7 protein-coding genes are annotated in these 7905 nt (G+C 66.4%); 1 reads left to right on the forward strand and 6 read right to left on the reverse strand.

The window, feature by feature from the left end; translation table 11 throughout:
* A partial coding sequence (locus AC5P7A_RS21145) for a cache domain-containing protein (protein WP_495220573.1) occupies positions 1-1518 on the reverse strand: 1518 nt, incomplete at its 3' end.
* Between the two features lie 301 nt (positions 1519-1819).
* On the opposite strand from AC5P7A_RS21145, the gene AC5P7A_RS21150 reads away from it, so the two are divergent.
* Positions 1820-2464, forward strand: coding sequence for a hypothetical protein (locus AC5P7A_RS21150; RefSeq protein WP_032959438.1), 645 nt, complete (start codon positions 1820-1822; stop codon positions 2462-2464).
* 131 nt (positions 2465-2595) lie between these two features.
* Here the strand turns inward: AC5P7A_RS21150 and AC5P7A_RS21155 are convergent, their stop codons facing one another.
* The 5 genes from AC5P7A_RS21155 to AC5P7A_RS21175 form a co-directional block, all read right to left on the reverse strand.
* Positions 2596-4971 (reverse strand): methyl-accepting chemotaxis protein, encoded by a 2376-nt coding sequence (locus AC5P7A_RS21155; RefSeq protein WP_445391611.1) that lies wholly within the window; start codon positions 4969-4971, stop codon positions 2596-2598.
* A gap of 101 nt (positions 4972-5072) precedes the next feature.
* Positions 5073-5456, reverse strand: coding sequence for a hypothetical protein (locus tag AC5P7A_RS21160; RefSeq protein ID WP_014647020.1), 384 nt, complete (start codon positions 5454-5456; stop codon positions 5073-5075).
* 135 nt (positions 5457-5591) lie between these two features.
* Positions 5592-6083 carry a chemotaxis protein CheW gene (locus AC5P7A_RS21165; protein WP_014647021.1) on the reverse strand — a complete coding sequence of 164 codons (492 nt, stop codon included), beginning with the start codon at positions 6081-6083 and terminating at the stop codon, positions 5592-5594.
* A gap of 183 nt (positions 6084-6266) precedes the next feature.
* A complete protein-coding gene (locus AC5P7A_RS21170) occupies positions 6267-7040 on the reverse strand; it encodes a flagellar brake protein (protein WP_046430424.1) in 774 nt (257 codons plus the stop codon).
* Positions 7041-7200: 160 nt separating this feature from the next.
* A partial coding sequence (locus AC5P7A_RS21175; protein WP_495220574.1) for a methyl-accepting chemotaxis protein occupies positions 7201-7905 on the reverse strand: 705 nt, incomplete at its 5' end.

Here is a 7905-nt window from a genome sequence, read left to right on the forward strand (position 1 = left end):
CTCGGCGTTCTGGCGCACGGTGGAGGTCAGTTCCTCCATCGAGGCGGCGGTTTCTTCCAGGTTGGCGGCCTGCTGCTCGGTGCGGCGCGACAGGTCGCTGTTGCCGGAGGCGATCTCGCCGGCGGCCAGGGTGATGCTGGACGCGCTGGCCTGGATCTGGCCGACGATCTGGGTCAGCTGTGCAACGGTGGTGTTGGCATCGTCGCGCATGCGTGCGAACACGCCCTGGTAATCACCGTGCATGCGTGCGGTCAGGTCACCTTCGGCGATGGCCGACAGCAGCTGCGAGAGCTTGCCGAGGTTGTCATCGCTGACCGCCATCATCGCGTTGAGGTTCTCCAGCATCAGGCGGAAATCGTGATCGAAGCGCTGCGCATCGCCACGGAGGCTGAAGTCGCCGGCGGCGGCGGCGCTGGCCAGCTGCTTGATCTCGGCATTGATGCGGCCGAGGTTGGCCTTGACCGTATCAACGGTGGTTGTCATCGCGGCCTTTTCGCCCGGGTAGCGTGCAATGTCGCGGCTGAGATCGCCAACCGCGTACTGCTGCACCACGTCCAGCACGTCGTGCAGGGTCTGCAGGTGGCCGCCGACCAGGGCGTTGGTTTCCTGCACCATCAGCCCGTACTCGCCGGGGAAGGCGCTGGCGTCGATGCGGTAGCTCAGTTCGCCACCGTCGTGACGGCGCGCCATTTCGCGCTGGCCGGTGATGACTGCATGCAGCTGCTGCTGCATGCCGGCCATGGCCTCCAGCAGGCGGCCGGTTTCGTCGTGCGGCTGCGGGCCGATGTGGCTGTCCAGCTTGCCGCCGGCGATGCCTTCGGCCACAGCGGTGGCCTGCTTCAGCGGCACGGCGATGCGGTTGCCGATGACCCAGCTCAGGGCCAGCACGATCAGCACCAGTACGCCACCAGAGACCGCCATGATGGCGGTGAACACCAGCGCCTGTTTCTGCACGTCGTCCATGTAGACGCCGCTGCTGACCACCCAGTTCCAGGGCGCGAACAGGCCGGCATAGGCGACCTTCTCGACCTCGCCCTTGCTGCCCGGCTTGGCCCAGCGGTAGTTGACGAAGCCGCCGCCGGCGCGAGCCGCTTCGACCTGGTCGTAGTAGATCCGGACGCCGTCGTCGGTGCGGAAGTCCTTCATGTCCTTGCCGACCAGGTCCTTGCGGAACGGGTGCATCAGCAGGCGGTAGCCGGTGTCGTAGATGTTGAAGTAGTAGGTATCGTTCCCGGCGCGCATGACCTCCAGCGCCTGCAGCGCGGCGCTCTTGGCGGCCTCTTCGCTGAGCTCGCCGGTACCGGCCAGGCGGTGGTAGTGCTGCAGGATGCCGTAGCTCAGTTGGACCTGGGTCTTCAGCGCGCTCTTGCGGGTTTCGGTCAGGTCCAGGTACTGCATGCGGGCGGCGATCACCGAGAGCGCGATCACGCCGAGCGCGATGAGCAGCGTCAGCAGGTTGAGCTTGCGCCGGACGGAAAGATTGCGGAAGTAGTGTTGCCAGCGATGCAGGAGATTCATCGAGCAGGACCAGGTCGAAGCGGGCGGGCGGCGCCGTGCCGGTCAGCGGCGGGATACGCCGTGACAACCCCGTTATCGGCCGCGCGGGCGGGGGATTGAGGTGCGGTGTCCGAACGTATTCAGGTTTCCTTGCAGCGGCGGCTGCGGCGCTGCCTGCGGATCATGGGGTCAGATCCCTTTTCCTCGGGTAAAGGGATCTGACCCCGTAGATCCGGCGGACCTCGCATTTGCAACTTCCCCCATAGCCACTTGTTCGCCACCCGGTTCAACGTTCCAGGTTTTGGGTCGAGGTGATTGCGTATTGGATGGATTTGCGGCGTTCGTCGAGCAGCAGAGGGCCGATCTGAAGCGCGTTGCGCGGCATACCCAGGGGGAATGCAGCGAACAGGATGTGATCAATGAAGCATGGCTGTTGGCTGCGACATGGGGAGACGAAGGGAGGGAGCCGCTGGATCTGGCGGCGCCTGATGATCGGACCCTGTTGATCAGTTATCTGTACCAGAAGCTGGTTCGCTACACCGATGTGAACGTCAGGCACGCCGTACGCCTGGATCACGCACCCAGCGGGGAGGAGGGCGGTCACCCCTTGCTGGCGCGGTTGAGTGCGGACGGGCAGGACCCCTTGTCCTTTCTGCAACTGCGTGAAGAGGCTCCCCTCCCGCCGGGCGAGGGGGAGCTGAAGTATTCCGTGGCAAGCACTTATCTGGTGATGTTGCAGCACCACAATTTCCGCGTCCCCGCACTGGCCCGCTTTCTGCGTTTGTCCATTTCCCACACGTACCGTTGTTGTGCCGGTGCGAGCGCGCTGTCCGCGTGGCAACATGCGCTCGTTCTGGCTCCGCCGATCAGCATGGAGAGCCTGAGGCCATGGCGTCGATGTCGTGCGCTGCGTGTTCCGAGGCAACTCGAGTTCGACTTTGAAGACAGGCTTGAGTTGAGGGCGTAGAGGATCCCGCGATGGGGTCGACGTGGGGTCAGATCCCTTTTCCTGAGGAAAAGGGATCTGACCCCGGGGGGGTAAACAAAAACGCCCCAGCACAGGGCCAGGGCGTTCTCGTAACTCAGGTCAGGCAGGCATCAGAACTCCTGCCAGTCTCCGTCGGCCAGTTCGGTGACCATCGGGCGACCACCCGCCGTGCGGCGGGCCGGCGGGGCAGCCGGGGCCGGGGCAGCCGGTGCAGCGGCGCGCGGCGCCGGGGCGGTGACGCGCGGGGCGGCGACGACCTCGGCTTCGTCCACCACGAAGATCGACACGGCCTCGCTGAGGTGGCCGGCCTGTTCTTCCATCGCACGTGCGGCGGCGGTGGCTTCTTCCACCAGCGCGGCGTTCTGCTGGGTGGTTTCGTCCATCTGCACCACGGTCTGGTTGACCTGTTCGATGCCGGCGCTCTGTTCCTGCGAGGCGGCGGAGATCTCGGCCATGATGTCGGTCACGCGCTGCACCGAGGCGACGATCTCGCCCATGGTCGCGCCGGCCTTGTGCACCAGCGCCGAGCCGTCGTTGACCTTGCCGACCGAGTCGTCGATCAGGCCCTTGATCTCCTTGGCGGCCGCGGCCGAGCGCTGCGCGAGGGTGCGCACTTCGCTGGCGACCACGGCGAAGCCGCGGCCCTGTTCGCCGGCACGGGCGGCTTCCACTGCGGCGTTCAGCGCCAGGATGTTGGTCTGGAAGGCAATGCCGTCGATCACCGAGATGATCTCGGCGATCTTCTTCGACGAGGCTTCGATGGCCGACATGGTGGTGACCACCTGGCCGACCACGTCACCGCCCTGCGAGGCGACACCGTGCGCGCCGATGGCGAGCTGGTTGGCCTGGCGTGCGTGCTCGGCGTTCTGGCGCACGGTGGAGGTCAGTTCCTCCATGGAGGCAGCGGTTTCCTCCAGGTTGGCGGCCTGCTGTTCGGTGCGGCGCGACAGGTCGCTGTTGCCGGAGGCGATTTCACCGGCAGCGGAGCTGATCGCGCGGCTGGACTGCTTGATGCGGGTGACGATCTCGCTCAGCTGCGCGGCGGTGGCGTTGGCGTCGTCGCGCATCCGGGCGAACACGCCCTGGTAATCGCCGTGCATGCGCACGGTCAGGTCGCCCTGCGACAGCGCGGCCAGCAGGCCGGAGATCTGCTCGATGCTGCCGGCATTGGCGTCCAGCAGGCCGTTGATCTGCTGGGCCAGCTGCAGGAAGAAGCCTTCCTTGTCGCTGGCATCGATGCGGCCGGACAGGTCGCCAGCGGCGGCCTGGGCGATCACGCGGGCCACTTCGGCTTCGACCTGCGCTTCCTGGGTACGGTCGCGCCATTCCACCACGTAGCCGACGGTGTCGCCGCCTTCATTGCGGATGGTCGAGACCACCTGGGCGAACTGGGCATCGCCGTACTGCATCGGGCGACGGGCGACGCCGTGTGCCTTCAGGTTGCCCAGCAGGGTCTGGTCCATCTCGCCGCGGTGTTCGAGCACGGTGACCGGCTTGCCGATCAGCGAAGCCTGCGCATCGAAGTCCGGCAGGTCGCGGCGCAGTTCGTCCTGGTACTGGCTCAGGGTCTGCTGCAGGGCGCGGTTGCTGTAGACGATGGTGTTGCTGGTGTCGGTCAGGTAGACGCCGGTCGAGCTGTAGTCCAGCGCGGTACGGATGCGCAGGTTCTCGCGGGCGATGGCCTGGTCGGTCTCGATGCGCTCGCGCAGGTCGCGCTGCATGCGCTGCATGGCCTGCATCAGTTCGCCCACTTCATCCTGGCGGCTGACGTCGATGTGGCCATCGAGCTTGCCGCCGGCCACGTCGTTGGCCACCGAGACGGCGCCACGCACGCTGCCGACCAGGGCGCGGGCAAACAGCCACACCAGCACCAGGCCGAGCGCGGCGCCTCCCAGCAGGGCGATCACGGTCAGCACGGCCGAGGCGGAGTAGGTGGATGCGGCCTCTTCGCGCGAGGCGCGGGCGAGGCGGTTGTCTTCGGCGATCAGCGCCTCCAGCGCGGAGGCGGCCTTGCGGTGCTTGGTGCGGGTTTCGCCGACGAAGGTATCGATGGCGTCGTCCGGCAGGTCCAGTTCCAGCATCTCGGTGACGCTGTCATAGGATGCCAAGGCGTCCTTCCATTCCTTGGCGAAGGCGTCGAACAGCTTCTTCTGCTGCGGGTTGTCGACCAGCTTCGGATACTCCTTGATCGACTTGTCCATGCTGGCGCGCAGGTCGACGCCCTGCTTGCGCGCATCGGACTTGACGTCATCGCTGGCGCGGATCAGCTGCTGGTAGGCGGCATTGCGGTACTCGCCCAGCATGCCGCGCATCTCGCCGGCCATGCGGATGCTCTCCATGCGTGAACCGGCCAGCTCGGTGGTCACGTTGTTCAGCGAATGCAGGCCGCGATAGGCGACGATGCCCTGCAGCAGCATCACCAGCAGGAGGACGCCGAAGGTCAGCAGCAGTTTCGGCATCAGTTTCAGGTTGTTGATCCACGGCATGGGCGTTGCGAGCTCCTAAGGCAGACGCGCCCGGGCATCGGGCCCGGTTGCAGCAGAAACCACGCCAGGACCAGGCCCGGCGTGGTCCGACGAACGGCGGATTACTTGATGTTGGCCAGCTTCAGCCCGGCCGGCGAGCTGACTTCGATTTCCGCACGCGAGGCGTCGCGCTGGATCTTGCCGATCACGCACACGGTCTTGCCTTCCAGGGTTTCCAGCGGGAAGGAGAACTTGCCGCGGTTCTCGCCGGCGATACGCGCCGAGAAGGTGTGGCGCGGGAAGGCGCCGCCCATGTACAGGAAGGTCGGCTGGCCTTCGGAGCCTTCTGCGTAACGGGCCTTTTCGACCTTGCCACAGACCATGCCGTCCTTGCCGACCGAACGCGGCGCCATTTCCGGCGGGATCATGTCGGCCGACTGGGCGAAAGCGGAGGCGGCGGTGGTGGCCAGGACAGCGGCCGAGACGAACGCAAACAGGGACTTCATCGAGGGTATCTCCGGGGATGGTAACGATCGGGCCGGTCCTGCGCGCTCCTGCGCGACCGGCTTCTGTCCCCCTATCGGCACCGCCGAAGGGAACTGAAGGGTTTTGTGACTGGAACGTGAAGCAGTTCCGGTTGCTCAGGCAGCGACGTCTTCGGCGAGGTTGGCCTGGCCCATGTCGGCGCTGTCGAGCAGGGTCTCGATGTCCAGCAGGATCAGCATGCGATCGTCGTGGGTACCGATGCCGGAGATGAAGCGGGTGTCGACGGCGGCGCCGAATTCCGGGGTCGGGCGGATCTGCTCGGCCGACAGCGGGATCACGTCGGAGACGCTGTCGACGACGATGCCGACCACGCGGTCTTCCACGTTCAGCACGATCATCACGGTGAAGGCATCGTAGCGGGCGTTGTCCAGGCGCAGCTTCAGGCGCAGGTCGATGACCGGGACGATGGTGCCGCGCAGGTTGATCACGCCCTTGATGTAGTCCGGGGCGTCCGGCACGCGGGTGACGGCGTCGTAGCCGCGGATTTCCTGCACCTTGAGGATGTCCACGCCATAGTGCTCGTCACCAAGGGTGAAGCTGAGGAATTCGCCACCGGCGCTGGCGGCGGAGCTGGTCTTGTCGTTCATCGAGGGGTCCTGGTTCTGCCGGAAGTCCCGGTGTCAGGCTCGATATCGGCCCCGCCGGGGGGGACTTTAGGTGCCGGGCAGTGCCGTGGATGGGGTCAGATCCCTTTTCAGGGAAAAGGGATCTGACCCCGGCACGCGTTCCAGGGTTGCCGGCCGGCGGCCGGCACTACCGGTCGGACGGCCTCAGAGCTCGCCGTTGCGGCGGGCCTTGCGCTGGCGGTCGATGCGGAAGATGTAGCGCTGGATGGCGCTGTCGGCGCCGCGTGGCAGGCATTCAAAGCGCATTCCCACGCGCTTGACCTCGATGCCATTGGGCTGACGCTGCGGCAGCAGGTTGCAGACCACCAGTTCGATATCCAGGTCGGGGCCGTCCGGCAGCGACAGCCGCGCCGGATAGCGCTTCTGCAGACCAAACACCGCGCAGTCATTGGGCACCACCACGGCCAGGCCGCCACCGCTGATGTCCACTACGCGCATCGACAGGGCTTCGGCGCGCGCTTCGCCAGGCGGCAGCAGCAGGTGGGGCGAGTCGGTGACCGGCGTCTCCAGCCGGTACAGCTCGCGGCGCTGCAGGTGCACCAGTTCGTCAGGCAGCGGCGCACGGAAGGCCACATGGCCGTCGTTGTCCACGCGCTGCAGTTCGTGCAGCCGGAACCGTACCAGCACGCGTTCGAGCTGGGCGAAGCACAGCAGGTGATCGGCCTGCTCGGCGGCGCGGTTGGAGGCTTCCTGTGGGCTGCCATCGAGCAGCAGGAAGTCCTCGTCTTCGTCGAGGTCGAGCAGGGCGGTCGGGAAGGAACGGTCGCGGCCGTCGATATGGGCGTTGATCAGCGATCGCTGGTCGATCAGCGAGCGCAGCAGCTGGCGCAGCTGGCGCGGGTTGCGGACCAGGAATCGTTCGTCCGCGGCATCAGCCGCGTGGACATCATGCACTGCAGTGTCGTTGCCGTCGGACATGGAATCTACGGTCAGGGGCGGGCGCCAGCACGCATTGGCGCGAGGCTCGATGGGGATATCGGCCTCTGCACCGGATTATGAAGTGGGATTTGCATCACTTTCCACGCGTAAGGGGTCAGATCCCTTTCCCACAGGAAAGGGATCTGACCCCGTGCTTCTGTCAGAATTCCTGCCAGTCGCCGTCCGTGGCCAGCGCCGGCTGGGCCGTTGCCGTGCGCAGCGCACGTGCCGGGGCCGGCTTTGCCGCAGGCGCGGCGGCTGCGAGCTGTCGCGGTACCGGTGCGGCCAGCGGGCGTGCCGGGATGGCCGTCGTGCCCTGCGATGCCAGCCGGAAGCGGGCCACGGCTTCACCCAGCTGCACGGCCTGGTCTTCCATCGCGCGTGCCGCAGCAGTGGCTTCTTCCACCAGCGCAGCATTCTGCTGGGTGGTTTCGTCCATCTGCACCACGGTCTGGTTGACCTGCTCGATGCCCGCCGACTGTTCCTGCGAGGCCGCAGAGATCTCGGCCATGATGTCGGTCACGCGCTGCACCGAGGCGACGATCTCGCCCATGGTGCTGCCGGCCTGGTGGACCAGGCTGGAACCTTCGGCAACCTTGCCGACCGAGTCGTCGATCAGGCCCTTGATCTCCTTGGCGGCGGCGGCCGAGCGCTGGGCAAGGGTGCGCACTTCGCTGGCGACCACGGCGAAGCCGCGGCCCTGTTCGCCGGCACGGGCGGCTTCCACTGCGGCATTCAGCGCCAGGATGTTGGTCTGGAAGGCAATGCCGTCGATGACCGAGATGATCTCGGCGATCTTCTTCGACGAGGCTTCGATGGCCGACATGGTGGTGACCACCTGGCCGACCACGTCACCGCCCTGCGA

Source organism: Stenotrophomonas sp. YJH_SMC_65 (assembly GCF_059369475.1).